General features: G+C 35.0%; 16 protein-coding genes. All 16 read left to right on the plus strand.

The window, feature by feature from the left end; all coding sequences use genetic code 11:
* The first annotated feature begins 46 nt into the window (after positions 1-46).
* Positions 47-982, plus strand: coding sequence for a glycosyltransferase family 2 protein (locus tag SCA31_RS05230; protein WP_410695763.1), 936 nt, complete (start codon positions 47-49; stop codon positions 980-982).
* Positions 958-1,821 (plus strand): glycosyltransferase family 2 protein, encoded by an 864-nt coding sequence (locus SCA31_RS05235; protein ID WP_410695765.1) that lies wholly within the window; start codon positions 958-960, stop codon positions 1,819-1,821. Before SCA31_RS05230 ends, SCA31_RS05235 begins: the two co-directional genes overlap by 25 nt.
* Positions 1,822-2,079: 258 nt before the next feature.
* The gene (locus SCA31_RS05240) at positions 2,080-2,481 is read left to right on the plus strand and encodes a sugar 3,4-ketoisomerase (RefSeq protein WP_106916896.1); all 402 of its coding nucleotides are present in this window, start codon (positions 2,080-2,082) and stop codon (positions 2,479-2,481) included.
* A 1-nt stretch (position 2,482) separates the two neighbouring features.
* A complete protein-coding gene (locus tag SCA31_RS05245; protein ID WP_410695766.1) occupies positions 2,483-2,953 on the plus strand; it encodes an acyltransferase in 471 nt (156 codons plus the stop codon).
* Positions 2,937-4,037 (plus strand): DegT/DnrJ/EryC1/StrS family aminotransferase, encoded by a 1,101-nt coding sequence (locus SCA31_RS05250; protein WP_410695768.1) that lies wholly within the window; start codon positions 2,937-2,939, stop codon positions 4,035-4,037. Before SCA31_RS05245 ends, SCA31_RS05250 begins: the two co-directional genes overlap by 17 nt.
* Entirely contained in the window at positions 4,038-4,934 is an 897-nt protein-coding gene (locus SCA31_RS05255; RefSeq protein WP_410695769.1) for a glycosyltransferase family 2 protein, read from the plus strand.
* An 82-nt stretch (positions 4,935-5,016) separates the two neighbouring features.
* Entirely contained in the window at positions 5,017-5,943 is a 927-nt protein-coding gene (locus SCA31_RS05260) for a glycosyltransferase (RefSeq protein WP_410695770.1), read from the plus strand.
* Positions 5,944-6,008: 65 nt separating this feature from the next.
* Entirely contained in the window at positions 6,009-6,677 is a 669-nt protein-coding gene (locus tag SCA31_RS05265; protein WP_410695772.1) for a hypothetical protein, read from the plus strand.
* Position 6,678: 1 nt separating this feature from the next.
* Complete coding sequence (locus tag SCA31_RS05270) at positions 6,679-7,629, plus strand: glycosyltransferase family 2 protein (protein ID WP_410695774.1); 951 nt, start codon at positions 6,679-6,681, stop codon at positions 7,627-7,629.
* Positions 7,630-7,641: 12 nt separating this feature from the next.
* On the plus strand, positions 7,642-8,430 hold the full coding sequence (locus SCA31_RS05275; protein ID WP_410695776.1) for a hypothetical protein: 789 nt from the start codon (positions 7,642-7,644) through the stop codon (positions 8,428-8,430).
* A gap of 10 nt (positions 8,431-8,440) precedes the next feature.
* Positions 8,441-9,403: a glycosyltransferase gene (locus SCA31_RS05280; RefSeq protein WP_410695777.1), complete on the plus strand. Its 963-nt coding sequence runs from the start codon at positions 8,441-8,443 to the stop codon at positions 9,401-9,403.
* A 43-nt stretch (positions 9,404-9,446) separates the two neighbouring features.
* Entirely contained in the window at positions 9,447-10,571 is a 1,125-nt protein-coding gene (locus tag SCA31_RS05285) for a hypothetical protein (protein WP_410695779.1), read from the plus strand.
* A 39-nt stretch (positions 10,572-10,610) separates the two neighbouring features.
* Entirely contained in the window at positions 10,611-11,744 is a 1,134-nt protein-coding gene (locus tag SCA31_RS05290; protein WP_410695781.1) for a hypothetical protein, read from the plus strand.
* A gap of 45 nt (positions 11,745-11,789) precedes the next feature.
* Positions 11,790-12,713 carry a glycosyltransferase family 2 protein gene (locus SCA31_RS05295; RefSeq protein WP_410695783.1) on the plus strand — a complete coding sequence of 308 codons (924 nt, stop codon included), beginning with the start codon at positions 11,790-11,792 and terminating at the stop codon, positions 12,711-12,713.
* A gap of 47 nt (positions 12,714-12,760) precedes the next feature.
* Positions 12,761-14,557, plus strand: coding sequence for an asparagine synthase (glutamine-hydrolyzing) (gene asnB, locus SCA31_RS05300; RefSeq protein ID WP_410695785.1), 1,797 nt, complete (start codon positions 12,761-12,763; stop codon positions 14,555-14,557).
* Positions 14,557-15,495 carry a glycosyltransferase family 2 protein gene (locus SCA31_RS05305; RefSeq protein WP_410695787.1) on the plus strand — a complete coding sequence of 313 codons (939 nt, stop codon included), beginning with the start codon at positions 14,557-14,559 and terminating at the stop codon, positions 15,493-15,495. The genes asnB and SCA31_RS05305 overlap by 1 nt, the downstream gene beginning before the upstream one ends.
* Position 15,496 lies beyond the last annotated feature (1 nt).

Raw genomic sequence — 15,496 nt, forward strand, 5'->3', positions numbered from 1 at the left:
TAGTTCATTACTGATTGGAAAAATATAACATAAAAAACCTGATACAATGACGCCTCAGAATCATCAGAATAAGCTGGCTATAGTGATCCCTTACTATAAGATAGATTTTTTTGAGGAAACCTTAAAATCTGTTGCAGCACAAACCAACAAGAACTTTACTTTATATATAGGTAATGACGCCAGCCCAAATGATCCCCTGCCCATCATTCAGAAATATTTTGAAGGGGGGACCTATCATTATTTTGATTATAAAAAAAATATTGGCGGTCAAAATCTGGCGCTTCAATGGGAGCGAATATTGGAAAATGTTCAGGAAAAATGGTTTCAGATCTTAGGGGATGATGATATGATCTCTGAAAATTTCGTAGATGTATTTTATCAAAGCTTACCTTTAGTTGAGGCTAAAAAGATTTCTGTGATTAAGTTTTCACATCAATGGATTGACGAACATGATCAGGTGATAGAAGATTTTGATTATGATTTTTCAGAGCTGAAACCGTCAGAGTTTTTCATCAAAAAATACACTCACGAAATACAGAGCAGTCTTTCCGAAAACATCTTCAAGCTTGACAGCTATAAAAAAATAGGGTTTCAAAAAATGACATTAGCTTGGGGAAGCGATGATTTGGCCATATTTTTATTTGCTCAAGGAAATAATATCCTCTACACCAAGAACAGCAAAGTAAAGGTAAGAATTTCAGGTTCCAGCATTTCAGGTTCAGATCATTTAGATGATCAAAAGCAGAAAGCTTATTTTGAGTTAAAGGAAATTCTGGTTACCCAGTATTCTTCATTATTTGATTACCAGTTCATATCCGGAGTGGTAGAAGAATATTTAAACGTCAGTAATTACAAAACCTATAATGCTCATTATTCGATAATATTCTTTTATCTTAAACATTTTAAAATTAAAGCTTTTTTAAAGGCACTCAAAAAAATTTATTACATCAAAAGAAAATGTCGTCTACAATTTCCATCATAGTACCATGCTATAATCAAGAGAATTATCTTGATGAATGTCTGCAGTCTTTATTGAACCAATCCTTTACAGATTGGGAATGCATTATTGTAAACGACGGGTCTACGGATCACTCCGCAGAGGTAGCCAAAAGATGGCTGGAAAAAGACAGCCGGTTTATCTATATATATAAAGAAAACGGAGGTATTTCTTCTGCAAGAAATGCAGGTCTTGATAAAGCTTCAGGAGAATATGTACAATTCTTAGATGGAGATGACATTCTTGATCCTGAAAAATTTTCAAAAAGTCTCATCGGAAATGAAAATTACGAATTGATTGTAAGCCAGTTTACAATCTATAGAAACGGCCAACACTTACCTGGTTACAACAGGATTGAACAAGACTATCTGACATTTGACAATATCGTTTTCGGATGGAATCTAAAATTCACCATTCCCATACATTGTGCTTTAATTTCCAGAAAACTACTGGATGGGTTTCGTTTTGATCTTACCTTACAACATAATGAAGACTGGTTGATGTGGATATACATCACCAAAAACCACCCGAAAGCCGTGCTTATTGATGAACCGTTAGCCCATTATCGGAAAGAAAATGATAAACAAAGTTTGTCTTCTGATTATAATAACATTCTTCTTCGCAGGGTTCAGCTACTTCCTGTCCTAAAAAAATTATACGGTGAGGATCTTCACGACAGACTGGCCTATCATATGATTGATGTACATACCAATCAGCTTATACAATTAAGATCTGAGTTTAATAAAATAACAGGTGGTAGATTTATAGCAGGTTATCTCGCTTTTAAGAAGTATTATTATAACCTTTTTCAGAAAAAAAAATAACCACATCTGCTCGTGAGATTCATTCAAATTCAGGAAAAATTTGAGATATTGAATTTCATGTTTGATGTTATCTGATCGTCTTTGATTACAAAAACAAGATAAATTCATAATTTTACACCCTCAATAGTCGTTTAGCAATCTAATGTATCTCTCATCCCTGAGGTTCAAAACACCTCCGAGGTTGGTTTAATAATAAGAATAGCCTTAACTTCGATGATTTTATTACATTGACAATTGTTGAACATTTTAAATATATTAATGGAAAAACATAAGCCACATATTCTTCTTCTTGACAAGATAGGTTCTTCAGAATTAGGTTACATTACAATAGCTGAAGCACAAAAGGATGTACCTTTTGACATACAACGTGTATATTGGACTTATTATACTCCACAAGATGTGACCCGTGGAGGTCATGCACATAAAAAACTTCAACAGGTCATATTTGCAGTGTCCGGAACAATAACCTTTAATACTGAAGATAAAGAAGGAAATAAGGAAACTTTTGTTTTAGATCATCCTACCAAAGGATTGTATATCCCTGAATTAATTTGGAGAGATATTCAGTTTACTCATAATGCCGTTTTGCTTTGCCTGGCTTCAGAATTGTATGATGAGAAAGATTACTTCAGAGATTTTGAAGAATTTAAAAATTATTAACATGATACATCCTTTAGCTGACGTACAGTCTCAAAATATAGGTGAGGGAACTTTTGTATGGCAATTCTGTGTCATTTTAAAAGGAGCAAAAATTGGAAATGGATGCAATATCAATTGCCAGGTTCTTATAGAAAATGATGTGATCATTGGAAATAATGTCACCATAAAACCGGGAGTTCAAATTTGGGACGGGGTTAATCTTGAAGACGATGTATTCATTGGGCCTAATGTAACATTTACCAACGATCTTTTTCCTAAATCTAAAAATAAGGATTTTAAACTGGAAAAAACATTTGTAAAAAAAGGAGCTTCTATTGGAGCCAATGCCACAATCCTTGCAGGAATTACCATTGGGGAAAATGCCCTTGTTGGCGCAGGAAGCGTTGTAACTAAAGATATACCGGAAAACGAAATATGGGTAGGAAACCCCGCTAAATTTTTAAAGAAAAATCAACATGATAAAATTTCTTGATTTACAGAAAGTAAACCTTAATTATCAACAAGAAATAGAAGAAGCCTTATTACAGACATTCAGATCCGGATGGTATCTTCAGGGAGAAAGAAATAAAGGTTTTGAAACCAATTTAGCCCAATATATAGGAACTAAGCATGCCATTGGTGTAGCTAACGGACTAGATGCATTGCGTCTTATTCTGCGTGCCTATATAGAACTTGGCATAATGAAAGCAGGAGATGAGATCATTGTTCCTTCCAACACGTATATCGCATCCATATTAGCTGTTTCAGACAACGGTTTAGTTCCGGTATTGGTAGAACCTGAACTTAATACCTACAATATTGATATTTCTAAAATTGAAGAAAAAATAACTTCAAAAACAAAGGGTCTTCTCATTGTTCACCTTCAGGGAAGAGTTGTTTTTTCTGATCAGCTTAAAGAAATAGCAGCAAAGCATAATTTAAAAATTATTGAAGACAATGCTCAGGCCATAGGAGCAGAATGGAATGATAAAAAAACAGGAAATCTGGGAGATGCTGCCGGATTCAGTTTTTATCCCGGAAAAAATCTGGGTGCATTAGGTGATGGCGGCGCCGTGACGACCAACGATGAGGAGCTGGCTAAAACCATCCGAGCTTTGGCCAACTACGGATCTAACCAAAAATATGTAAATATTTACAAAGGTTTAAACTCCAGATTAGATGAGCTTCAGGCAGCTGTTTTAGATGTTAAGCTGAAACATATTGACGAGGAGAACAACACGAGGAGAACAGTAGCCAAAAGGTTTATTGAAGAAATCAAAAATACAAATATCATTCTCCCTGAAAATCCTGAAAATGAAGCAGAGCATGTATGGCATGTTTTCGTTATCAGAACAACCAAAAGAGATGAGCTGCAGGCTTACCTTACAGAACAAGGGATACAAACCATTATCCACTATCCTATTCCTCCTCATCAACAGCAAGCGTATAAAGAATGGAATGAGCTTTCTTTCCCTATAAGTGAAAAAATTCATGCAGAAGTTTTAAGTCTTCCTATTTCCTCTGTTTTAGAAGAAGAAGAAATACAAATGATCATTAAAACGGTAAACAACTTTTAAATGGAGCAGCCATTAGTAACAATTGTCGTAGTTTCCTATAATCATTCCCGGTTTATAAAAGAAAATCTGGACAGTATAAAAAATCAGACCTACAAAAATATCCAATTAATTGTGGGGGATGATGCTTCTCCTGATCATTCAGTAGAAGTTTTTGAAGAATGGTTGAGAGAAAACAATTACCCTGCAGAAAAAAACTTTCACACTCAAAATACAGGATTGCCTACAATGCTTAACGAGTGTGTTGAACTTGCCAGGGGAAAATATATAAAGATAATTGCGGCTGATGATTTTCTTCATCCGGAGTCCATTGAAAAATCAGTTTCTACCCTTGAACAGCTGGGAAATGAATACGGAATGTCTTTTTCAAACACGCATGTTATAGATAATGACAGCCAAATCATTCAGGATATTGCAGATTATGATGCGATGGGAAAAGTAGATCCATCCATTTTTAAAGAAGACTTATTAAAAGGTAACAGAATTGCGGCTTTAACCGTACTGGCAAAAACAGAAGTTATTAGAGAAACCGGCACCTATGATACTCAATTTATTATTGAGGATTACTACCGTTGGCTAAAGATCAGTCAAAAATATTTGATCGCCTATATTCCTGAAAAGCTGGCTTATTACCGGCTGCATGAAGAAAATATTTCCAAGGTTAAAGCAGAAAAAATTGAAAAAGAGGCTGCTTTACTTCAGATGCTGTTTGATAAAAAAGGTATTGCAAAGAGTAGCATCAATACAGCTATCGAAAAATTTTATTTCTCAGGAACAGAACTTTCAGAGGAATATCTTACTTCATATCGTGCCTATCCCTTTCATCTAAAAAAGTTGGATTTTGCTATAAAAAAGAATCTTCCCGTTCCTTTATACAAGATATTAAAGAAACTTTTTTAAAATAGCATATCTTTGAAAATAATGTCGTAAAAGAAATTATTACAACCCCTTGCAGAAGTAATACTGAAAAAAACAAAACACAATGACTTCATCTGTAGCCCTCTGTACTTATAATGGCGGAACATATATCGCAGAACAGCTGGAAAGTATTCTCAGCCAGACAAAACCTGTGTATGAGATTATCATCTGTGATGATGGTTCTACCGATGATACTTTAAAAATTCTTTCTGATTATAATGACCGTTACCCCAACCTTATCAAAGTACACCTCAACCCTGAAAATCTAGGCTATGTAGGAAATTTTGAAAAGGCAATGAGTCTTTGTACCGGAGACTTAGTGTTCTTATGTGATCAGGATGACCGATGGTATACCCAAAAAGTTGCTACCATCACTGAAACATTCGAAAAGCAATCTACTGTGGACATTGTATGCCACAACATTAAGCTTTTTGGCGAAATGATCAATAATTCAGAGGAAACAACTTATTGGGATCTGGACAACATCAAACCACAGGATTTTACTCAGCCACAGGATATTATTAAAAGAATTTTATACCATGGAAATATATTTCCGGGGATGAGTACAGCGATCAGAAATACTTTTTTGAAAAAAAATCTACCCTTAAAAAAAATCAATCCTGTAATCATCCACGATTATGAGCTTTTGCTTCTTGCCTCCAACAACGATTCTGTATGGATGGAAAAAACCATTCTAGGAGAATACAGAATTCACCCTAAACAAAGTATTGGGTATAAGACTTTTTCTCACTTTAAGGCTTCCGAAGAAGAACTATTAACCCGAGAAGCTTTATTTGCAATATTTCAAAGACATCCTTTTGTAAAAAAAGCGATTATCAAACTTAATTTAAATAATAATCTGGAAAACGGATATAAGAAATACAGCCTTCAGCAGTATCAGAATTATCTTAAAAAATTGCCTCTTTTGGAGCGCCTAATAGCCAGATTAAAAATGAAATACTATTTTCATATATTTGATTATCTGAAATAATTTGTTGATAATTTAGATATGAAAAATGGCTTTCCCACCACATCATTAATGAAAACACCTAACATATGATTATTGGCAACGGTATTATAGCAAATGCTATAAAATCCCATGACAGAGAGAATATCGTTTTTTTTGCTTCAGGAGTTTCAAACTCACTGGAAACAAGAACATCAGAATTTGAAAGAGAATTTTCTCTTTTAAAAACGGTATGCAACGAAAATAGAGACAAAAAACTAATCTATTTTTCTACCCTTAGCATTCATGACCAGTCCAAACAAAACAGTCCCTATGTAATTCATAAAAAAGAAATTGAACAGTATATAGAAAGCAATGTTGATCATTATCTGATCCTAAGGATTGGAAACATTGTTGGAAAAGGAGGAAACCCCAATACGCTTTTTAATTTTCTTACCACACAGATTACCAACGACACCCAATTTACCTTGCACATTAAAGCAAGAAGACTGCTTTTAGATATCGAGGACATTTCAAAGTTCATAGATTCGCATTGCCTGGAAGCCGGCAATAAAATTATCAATATCTCCTATCCTTACTATTATGATTTAAAGGAGATCATTAGTGCCATTGAAAAAAAGGCCAGCAAGAAAGGATTTTATTCAGAAGTCGACGAAGGGGATTTCTATAAAGTAGATTTTGATCAAGATATTATTACATTTTTCTCCCAAATAAGTCCTGCCGATTATTTGGAGAATCTAACTCAAAAGTATATCTAAAATGGCTACTATCTACGTTATCATCGTTACTTACAATGCCATGAAATGGGCAGAGAAGTGCTTTACCAGTTTAAGAAATTCTTCTGTCCCGGTTAAATGTATCACTATAGACAACGGTTCTACAGATGGAACACAAGAATATATAAAAACGTATTTCCCAGAAGTAGATTTCATTCAGGCACCGGAAAATCTAGGTTTTGGGAAAGCCAATAATCTTGGAATTGAAAAAGCCTACAAAGAAGGAACAGACTTTTTCTATCTGATGAATCAGGATGCATGGATATATCCTGACAGTTTTCAAAAACTATTAGAAGTATACAATAATCATCCGGACAACCATACAATTGGAATTCTTAGCCCTATGCACCTTGACGGAAGTGAAAAAAAATTGGATCTTCACTTTGAAAATTATTTGGCCAAGGACCTGAGAAATAACAGAATGCTTTCTGACATCTATTTTGGAGAAGCAAAAGAATACTACGAAATAAGCTTTGTGAATGCCGCACATTGGTGTATCCCAAGGAATATCATTGAAAAAATAGGAGGTTTCAATCCTTATTTCTTTCATGGAGCCGAAGATTACGAATATGTAAACCGAATTACCTATTTCGGGCTTAAAATAGTGGTATGTACCCAAAGCAAAGTTATACATGACACCGTTCAGTCATTTTACAAAAAAGAACCTAATGATAAAGCTGAACTATTGAAGAATAAAAGGCAGTCCATGATCATGCAAAGGGAAACCAAATATCTTGACCCCAACTATGGTTATGATACCAAAAGGGAAAAGACTGCTCTACTCTCTTTTGCCCTAAAAATGGGAGCCAAAGGAAATATAAATGAGTATAAGTTTTATATGGAGCAGTATCAGTATTTTTCTAAAAAATGTAAAGAAATAGAAACTGCCAGAAAAACATCTATGACCGCAAAGCATCCATTCCTGAATCTTTAAGCCCCAATGAATATGGAAAAATTACCCATAAGTATCTGCATCCTTTCCTGGAAAACAGGAAAAACGCTGAAGAATACGCTCAAATCCTACAGTAAATTCGGTCTTCTGAACATGACCGAGGATATTGTTATTCTTTTTCAGGAAGTAAGTAAAGAGGATAAGAAACTGGCGGATCAGTATAAGATCAGATACATTGGTCTACAAGATAATATTGGAATCGGGAAAGGGATGAAAATGCTTGCAGAAAATGCAATTTGTGATAACATTCTCTTTCTGGAGCATGACTGGGAGCTTATTGAAGACCAAAAAACCGTATTTACACAACTGAATGGCGGACTGGAAATGCTTGACAGCGGATTTGATGTAATCCGCTACCGCAGCAGAGAAAATCCGGGATATCCACTCATATCAATCAGACACAAGGGAAATGAGCTGAACTATTATGATGACTGGCATGAGTGCACCTCTCCACATCTTTTAGAATCTTTACACTGGCTGGATCCCGCAGCCGAATTTCCTGATAAAATACAAAAGCAGGGAGAATTTTTTATCACTACCTCACGCTGGGCCAATTGGACCAATAATCCTTATCTTGTCAAGAAAAAATTCCTGCTGGGTACCATTATCCCATTTTCAGGGGAAACAGCATCACTGGAAAGAAATATTGCAGCCTGGTGGGTAAAACAAAACTTCAAAATTGCACAGGGAGAAGGTCTTTTTATGCACAATGACCTTACCAAATATCCGAAGAAAACCATTATTCAGAAAATAACAGGAAGGCTGAAAAATAAATTTAAATAACACAACTAAGATGAAAATTCTTTTCCATGAGGATGAACTCAACTATAGAGGGACTTCCATCGCAGTATATGATTATGCAGATTTCAATGAAAGATATCTGGGAAATGAATCTATAATTATTTACAATAAAAACTCAAAGACCAATCATCCATTGGGAATTGAAAAGTTTGAAAAACGCTTTCGTGTACACGGTTACTCCGATTTTAAGGAAGTTGATCAACTCATTCGCGAAAGTAACATAGACCTTTTCTATGCTATTAAAAACGGATATGTAGACGGAATAGATTCTAAGGAATGTAAAACCGGCATACACAGTGTTTTCACCCATTTTGAACCTCATGGAGATGTCTATGCTTATGTTTCAGAATGGCTGAGTGAGGAAATGACAGGTTCAAAATATCCCTACGTCCCTCATATGGTCAATTTTGACTCTCAAACCAATGAAGATTTGAGAGCAGAGCTGAACATCCCTCCAAAGTCAAAAGTATTTGGATATTATGGCGGACACATTAGCTTTAATCTTGTTTTTGCCCAAAAGACGATTGAAAAAATAGCATCCAGGTATAAGGATGTCTATTTTATCTTCATGGGCGTGGATCCTTTTATCAAAAAGAAATGGTGGAAGTCTGCTCCATCCAATATTATATTTTTACCTCCAAGTTCGGATATTATTATGAAACAGAAATTTATCAATACTTGTGACGCTTTGCTTCATGCCCGTGAAAGAGGAGAAACATTCGGGATCACCGTTGCGGAATTTGCCATTATGGGAAAACCGGTGATTGCTTTTGCCAATCCCCCTGAGAAAGCCCATATCAATCACATGAAAGATCAGGCTTACTACTACCAGGACAGTAAAGAACTTCATGATATTATTCTGGATGCTGATCTCAATCTGTCGGCAAAGGAATTATATGAAAAATTTCTTCCTCATCCCGTAATGGATACTTTTAAAAAGGTGTTTATTGATTAAAGTAAATATTAAAAATCCAATTTAATAACCAATCAAGAGGCATATGAAAACAAAAATAATCAATTATATAATTGGTTCAATATTTATCATTTACTATTGGATCTGTCTTCAAAACAGCTATCTTCAGATCGCTTTCCATAAAAATGGATGGTACCTTGGTGAATGGCTGATTAATTATCAGGATGGCGGGTTCAAGCGCCGAGGACTTTTCGGAACCCTATTCATATGGATCAATGAGCTCACCAATATTCAGCTGGAATATATCGTATTTGCATTTGTAGCTCTACTGTATGCCCTGTTTTTTTCACTTTTGATACAGCTTTTTGTTCAGAAAAAAAATACACTGCTTACCATAAGTATCCTTTTACTTCCAGCAGGATTGGGGATGATGTTGAAAGATCCTACCATCATTGCAAAAAAGGAAATCTTCATTTTTGTTTTGTATCTGATTTATTTTTTATGCCTTCAATCAAAAAAGAGGGTAAAAGATCTTACCGTTACATTTTTTATTATTGTTGCCATTCTTAATCATGAAGCTGCATTTTTCTATATCCCTTTTGTAAGTTTTACCTACTTTGTAAAAGATAGCTCAACAACTTTTATCAAATTAAAAAAAATCTTGTTTTATCATCTTGCCCCTGCAGCGGTTGTCATGTTACTGCTTTATAAATTCGGGTATAGCATCAGTACAGAAAACTCTTTGCAATTTCTGAAAAACCACGGGCTGGAATTGGTTCTTAAAGGTATTTACGGTTATGATCCTCAATATAATGTCCTGAATTTTTACAAGTCTCATCTTTATGGTTATCAAACCTACCTGATCAGTCTGTTTTTCGCCTCCCTTACCTTTTTCATCTACTGTAAATTTAATAAGATACATATCAGCAAAAAGTTTCTGATAATCCAGTTCATTTTCCTGATTCCTCTATTTTATATTGCTTATGACTGGGGAAGATGGATTAATATTTTCTTTACATTGTTAACTATCTTTATAGCAGGAGAAAGACAATTAATCAGTTCGGCGAAAGAAAATAGGATTGCCATTGCTTTAATCATATTCAATTCATTATGGACGATGATGCTTTTCACGGCAGGGTTCATGACCTTTCCGGCACTTGATGCTTTCATTAAAAAACTTTACTATTTTTTCTATTTCAAAATTTTTTAAAGGATATATAAATACCCGGCTCAAGCTTGGATAATAAGTATGAAAACAAAAATAATCAATTACATAATCAACTTAATATTAATTACTTATTATTGTATAAGTATCAAAACGTCCTACTTTCTGATTGTAACACAAAAGGGAGGGTGGTGCTTTGGAGAATGGATTATCAATTATCAGGATGGAGGTTTTAAGCGTAGAGGACTTTTTGGGACTCTTTTCATATGGATCAATGAGCTTACCCATATTCAGCTTGAATACATTGTGTTTGCATTTGTATTTCTCTTATACACGGTTCTTTTCTTCCTCCTGATACAACTTTTCCGAAAAGAAAGAAACAACCTGCTTACTATTGCTCTTATATTACTTCCTGCGGGCTTGGGAATGATGTTTAAAGATCCTAACATCGCCACAAGAAAAGAGATTTTATTCTTTCTACTTTATCTTATATATGTTTTATGTCTTCGTTCTAAAATTATTATAAAGGACCTTAGTATTACCCTTTTTATCATCATTGCCCTTCTCACCCATGAGGCAGCATTTTTTTATTTACCTTTTGTAGGGATGGCTTACTTTATGAAAAATAAAGGTTCATCACTTGAGAAAATAAAGAGAATACTACTCTACCAGTTCCTCCCATCGGTTATTATCATGCTCCTTCTTTATAAGTTTGGAATAAACCTAAGGACAGAAAATACGATATCATTCTTTAAAGCTCATGGATTGATTCTTAATGAGATGGGAATTTTTGATTACGATCCCAATTATAATGTCTTGAACCATTACAAATCTCACTTATATGATTATCAAACCTATGGAATAAGCATCTTGATTGGAGCATTTACATTTTACATGTACTGCAGGTTCAATAAGGTTAAAATCAATGCCATTTTTCTTGTAATACAAATTATTTTTCTTGTTCCATTATTTTATATGGCTATAGATTGGGGAAGATGGACTTATATCTTCTTCTCTCTGCTAACGATATTTATAGCGATAGAACAGAAAGCAATACTTACCAGGAAGCAGGAAATTATAGCAGGATTAATCATCGTATTTAACCTTTCCTGGAAGATGATGTTGATGACCCAAGGATTTTTAGTCTTTCCGGAATTTGATGGCTTTCTTAAGCGCGTATACTATTTTTTGTATTTTAGAATCACTAATTTGCTTTAAAATTATGGGCAACTTTGTTTCCCGATGAAAATATTAAAATAAACAATGTCGAAGATTCATATTATTATTGTCACCTACAATGCCATGAAGTGGGCAGAAAGATGCTTTAGCAGTCTAAGGAGATCTTCTGTTCCTGTAAAATGCTTCGTTATAGATAACGGATCTACAGATGGCACTCAGGAGTATATTCAATACCATTTTCCTGAAGTAGATTTTACCCAGTCTGAATCCAATCTTGGTTTTGGAAAGGCGAATAATATTGGCATTGAAAAGGCATATAAAGATGGGGCAGACTTTTTCTATCTGATGAATCAGGACGCTTGGTTGTATGAGAACAGCATGGAAAAAATGCTGGAAGTTTATAACAATCACCCCAACAAAGATGAAATTGGAATCATAAGTCCCATTCATGTGGATGGCACAGAAAAATACCTCGATATTTTCCTGGATCAGTATATCGCAAAGAATTACGAAAAAACAAGAATGATCTCAGATCTGTACTTTCAGACCCTGAAACCTTACTATGAAATTCATTTTGTAAATGCCGCTCACTGGCTTTTACCCACGAAAACGATAGAAACAATTGGAGGCTTCAACCCTTACTTTTTCCATTATGGGGAAGATGATGAATACGTAAACAGAGTTCATTTCCACCAAAAGAAAGTACTTCTTGTTCCTGGTAGCAAAGTTGTACATGACGGAGTGCAGCAACTTCATAAAATAGACTTTAATAAATATGAAGATGTTCGTATTGAAATCAATACGCTAAACCCCAATTTCCCTAACGGTTTACGGCAGGAAAAGAAGTCATTACAACAAAGCATGTTTAAAAGCCTCATGACAGGAAACATGGGAAAGTACAAAGAATCTTCTTTGAAATATAAAAAAATCACAAGAGATAGTGAAAAATTGAGCAGTTTAAGAGAGCAATTAATTCAGGCTGGCCCTACTTTTCTGAATCTATCGTAAATTAGCTCACACAAAAATTGAAAAATAATGATGAAAAATAAAATATTATGTGTGGAATAGCGGGAATTATAGGCAATAATGCAAGAAATTATCAGGAAGAGATTCAGAAAATGACGGATTCACTGATCCATCGCGGACCAGATTCTTCACACCATGAATTTTATGACAATGCTGCATTAGGCCATCGCAGACTTTCCATTATAGACCTCTCTGAAAACGGGAAACAGCCCATGTTCTCCAATACTAAAAATGAATGTATTGTTCTCAACGGTGAAATCTATGGCTATCAGGATATAAAAAAGCAATACTGCGAATATCCTTACCATGGAACTTCTGACACTGAAGTTATTCTTGCCATGTACCAGAGAAAACAGGAAAAACTTATCCATGATCTTCCGGGTATGTTTGCATTTGCTATTTGGGATAACCAGAAGCAACAACTATTCTGTGCCAGAGATCGTTTTGGAGAAAAACCTTTTTACTATGCCATTGGTAAAAACAATGAATTTATTTTCGCATCAGAAATTAAGGCTATTCTGGCGTCCGGACTTATTCAGCCTAAGGTGAGTTCTGATGCACTCTCCCACTATCTTCAATATGGATATGTAAGTTCCAATCAAAGCATTTACAGCAATATATTTACCCTTCCACCAGCACACCAGCTGATCTGGAAAGACGGAAATTTTACCGTATCACGCTATTACAGCCTCCCTGCAAAAGACAGAGTAATAAGCCTTTCTGATGCTAAGGAAGAATTTTTGTATCTTTTAAAAAATGCAGTTAAGAAACAGCTTATTGCAGATGTAGAAGTAGGAAGTTTTCTAAGCGGGGGATTGGATTCATCTTCTGTTGTAGCCTTGGTAGATGAATTTCTACCCCATCAGACTACGATCAGCTTCGGGTATGACCACAAGGACAACGAACTGAAATATGCAAAGGAAATTGCTGATAAATACAAAACCAATCATATAGAGGTTCATGAGCAAAAATCTGATCTTGTCTCCTCTCTTTTAAAAATATCACCATTCTTTGACGAACCTTTCGCAGATGCCTCTTTTATCCCTCATTACGAGATCTGCAGGGCAGCTAAAAAGAATCTTACCGTAGTATTATCAGGAGATGTAGGAGATGAACTGTTTGGAGGTTATCATTTCTATACTGTTGAAAATAAATTAAAGAAGCATTTCAGCTATAAAAATATGATTGCTCAGTTTGGGCTAAAACTATATCAGCAGCTTAAGCCAACCTCATTCCTTACCCAGAAAAATATGGAGTTTTCTTCCATTATGGATTTTCACCTGAATGATGTAAGAAATGCATTCAATAAAAAGGAACGTAACCTTCTAGGGGTAACCTCCGATTATCTGCAAACGTATAGCTTTACTCCCAATCCGGATTCTCTCAACGATATTATGAGGGTAGATCTTGAAAATTATGTTCCAGCCAATATGATGGTGAAATCTGATAGAATGGCTATGGCCAACTCTTTAGAGGTAAGAACTCCATTCCTTGATCTTGACTTCGCTGAGTTCTGTATTCAACTGCCAGATCAATTGAAACTAAATGATACCAATGATAAAATCATCCTTCGTGAGGCCATGGGATCCTACTGGACTGATACCATCAGAACACGACATAAACAAGGGTTTGGTCTTGGAGTAAAAAGCTGGTTTGCAGAAGACAACCTGATGAACTTTTCCAATGACTTATTAAAAGATCCTAATCATAAAGTTTTCAATTATATCGACTTTAAGGCTGCTCAAAATTTCCTTGACAAGGATGAAAGGCATTGGAATCTTTTACAGCTTGCCTTATGGGCTGATAATAATAAATCTGTACTGTAATGCTTGACATCTCTGTTATTATTCCTGTATACAATGCAGCTGAGTTTCTGGAAAAGGCTGTGCAGTCTGCTATACAATTTGAAGAAGTAAGGGAAATCATCTTAATTGAGGATAAATCTACAGATAATTCCCTAAAAATTTGCGAGCATTTAAGCAATGAAAATCCCAAGGTAAAGTTATTTCAGCATGCTGACCGGGGAAACCATGGCGCAGGAGCAGCAAGAAATCTGGGCATTGAAAAAGCAACAGCTCATTTCATTGCATTTCTTGATGCAGATGACTATTATCTTCCCAATAGATTTGATGCAGAAAAAGAACTCTTTAAAGATTTAAAGGTAGAGGGTGTTTTTAATGCCATTGGTACTGAGTATTTAACAGAAAAAGGAAAAGAGGAATTTGAATCCAAATTTAAGGAGACCTCACTCAGTACTGTTAATTATCCGGCAGAGGGAGAAGAAGTATTTAAAGGCCTTCTAGGCTTAACAACTAAAACTTTCGGTACTTCCTTTCACCTCAATTCACTTACCATTAGAAAAGAGTCTTTGGAACCTCATCACATCCGATTCAATAAGGATCTTCGGGTACATCAGGACACGGAATTCATTATTAAACTGGCTTACCATTGTCATTTAAAGACAGGGTGTATAGATAAGGCTGTAGCTATAAGAGGTGTTCACGACAATAACAGGATCACCAAGATTATTAAATATTCTCCACAATACAATCAAAGACAACTTCTTTTATGGAGCTCACTGAATAGTTGGGCTTCCAATAATAAAATTCCATCTGAGCCAAGAAAAAGGATCTATTTAATTTATAAATCATTTGATCTTTCCTTACAAAAAGGATTTGTCAAATATTGTACTATTTTGGGTGAAGTTCTAAAAAACCCGGAAATATTAAAGACCAAGTATCGTTTCACTTATTACAATAAATGAA

Source organism: Chryseobacterium sp. SIMBA_028 (genome assembly GCF_046535285.1).
Taxonomy (GTDB): domain Bacteria; phylum Bacteroidota; class Bacteroidia; order Flavobacteriales; family Weeksellaceae; genus Chryseobacterium.

Bases quoted from the DNA above. Each gene is read 5' to 3' on its own strand.
- asnB (WP_410695785.1), top strand. From the start codon at position 12,761: ATGTGTGGAATAGCGGGAATTATAGGCAATAATGCAAGAAATTATCAG.
- SCA31_RS05250 (WP_410695768.1), top strand. From the start codon at position 2,937: ATGATAAAATTTCTTGATTTACAGAAAGTAAACCTTAATTATCAACAA.
- SCA31_RS05305 (WP_410695787.1), top strand. From the start codon at position 14,557: ATGCTTGACATCTCTGTTATTATTCCTGTATACAATGCAGCTGAGTTT.
- SCA31_RS05280 (WP_410695777.1), top strand. From the start codon at position 8,441: ATGAAAATTCTTTTCCATGAGGATGAACTCAACTATAGAGGGACTTCC.
- SCA31_RS05235 (WP_410695765.1), top strand. From the start codon at position 958: ATGTCGTCTACAATTTCCATCATAGTACCATGCTATAATCAAGAGAAT.
- SCA31_RS05240 (WP_106916896.1), top strand. From the start codon at position 2,080: ATGGAAAAACATAAGCCACATATTCTTCTTCTTGACAAGATAGGTTCT.
- SCA31_RS05295 (WP_410695783.1), top strand. From the start codon at position 11,790: ATGTCGAAGATTCATATTATTATTGTCACCTACAATGCCATGAAGTGG.
- SCA31_RS05285 (WP_410695779.1), top strand. From the start codon at position 9,447: ATGAAAACAAAAATAATCAATTATATAATTGGTTCAATATTTATCATT.
- SCA31_RS05260 (WP_410695770.1), top strand. From the start codon at position 5,017: ATGACTTCATCTGTAGCCCTCTGTACTTATAATGGCGGAACATATATC.
- SCA31_RS05255 (WP_410695769.1), top strand. From the start codon at position 4,038: ATGGAGCAGCCATTAGTAACAATTGTCGTAGTTTCCTATAATCATTCC.
- SCA31_RS05245 (WP_410695766.1), top strand. From the start codon at position 2,483: ATGATACATCCTTTAGCTGACGTACAGTCTCAAAATATAGGTGAGGGA.
- SCA31_RS05230 (WP_410695763.1), top strand. From the start codon at position 47: ATGACGCCTCAGAATCATCAGAATAAGCTGGCTATAGTGATCCCTTAC.
- SCA31_RS05290 (WP_410695781.1), top strand. From the start codon at position 10,611: ATGAAAACAAAAATAATCAATTACATAATCAACTTAATATTAATTACT.
- SCA31_RS05270 (WP_410695774.1), top strand. From the start codon at position 6,679: ATGGCTACTATCTACGTTATCATCGTTACTTACAATGCCATGAAATGG.
- SCA31_RS05265 (WP_410695772.1), top strand. From the start codon at position 6,009: ATGATTATTGGCAACGGTATTATAGCAAATGCTATAAAATCCCATGAC.
- SCA31_RS05275 (WP_410695776.1), top strand. From the start codon at position 7,642: ATGGAAAAATTACCCATAAGTATCTGCATCCTTTCCTGGAAAACAGGA.